Raw genomic sequence first — 825 nt, 5'->3', positions numbered from 1 at the left:
GTCGCGCAGCGACGCCAGGGATTCGGAGAAATAGGGCGAGACGATCACCGGCAGGTCGCCCGAGGCGAGCAGCGCGTTGGCGTGGGCGATGGCGGCGGCCTCGAGCTGGTCCCAGGGGTCCTCGTGCTCGGCGATCGCCGCCACGACCGCCGTGGTGATGAATTCCATGCCGGCCGAGTGCACCGCCAGAAAGATGTCGTCCTTGGATCCGAAATGATAGTAGATCGAGCCGCCGAGGATTCCCGCCGCCGCCGCGATGTCGCGGATCGTCGTGGCGTCGAAGCCGCGCGTGCCGAACAGGTGCGCCGCCTCCTGCATGATCAGTGAGCGCCGCGCGCTCGAACTGACATCCTCGCCGGACCCGTTCCTGGTCTTGCGCGTCGGCTTTTGCTGACTGGTTGCTTTCTGCCGGCCCATGGCTCGTCCCTTCATACTGGTGCTCCGATCGATGCAGACCACACGTTCAAATAGCCGGAGTGTAATGGAATTGGAAGCATATCAACCGCTTGTTAGTGGCTTGTCCTCATTTCCCTTCACGGCCGGCGCATCTTCCGGCCGGAAGTCCGGTTTCTCGAACCAGCCGCTGGCGAAAGCAAGGTCGCGGTGAGGGCCCGAGGAGAATCGCGGCGCCCGCTTTTCGAGGAACGACCGGAAGCCCTCGTCGTAGTCCGGCCCGCGATAGGCCGCCACCAGGCCCATCGATTCAAACATGTGCGCGCGCATCGGGTGGTCCTCGCCCAGCATCTGCCAGAGCAGCCTGCGGATCAGGCCGACGGAGGCCGGCGAGGTCTCGTCGATGAACGAGGCGGCAACGGCGCGCGCGCG

1 protein-coding gene and 1 pseudogene are annotated in these 825 nt (G+C 65.5%); both read right to left on the bottom strand.

What is annotated here, in order from left to right; translation table 11 throughout:
• On the bottom strand, positions 1-432 hold a 432-nt coding region (locus LL06_RS26640; RefSeq protein WP_152599788.1), incomplete at its 3' end, for a helix-turn-helix domain-containing protein.
• A 66-nt stretch (positions 433-498) separates the two neighbouring features.
• Positions 499-825 (bottom strand): annotated as a pseudogene (locus LL06_RS27850) (hypothetical protein); the annotation flags it as partial.

The organism is Hoeflea sp. BAL378, assembly GCF_000759435.1.
In the GTDB taxonomy this organism is placed as follows: domain Bacteria; phylum Pseudomonadota; class Alphaproteobacteria; order Rhizobiales; family Rhizobiaceae; genus Hoeflea.
Note: the sequence above shows the minus strand (reverse complement) of the source record. Positions and strands in the feature narration are given on the sequence as shown.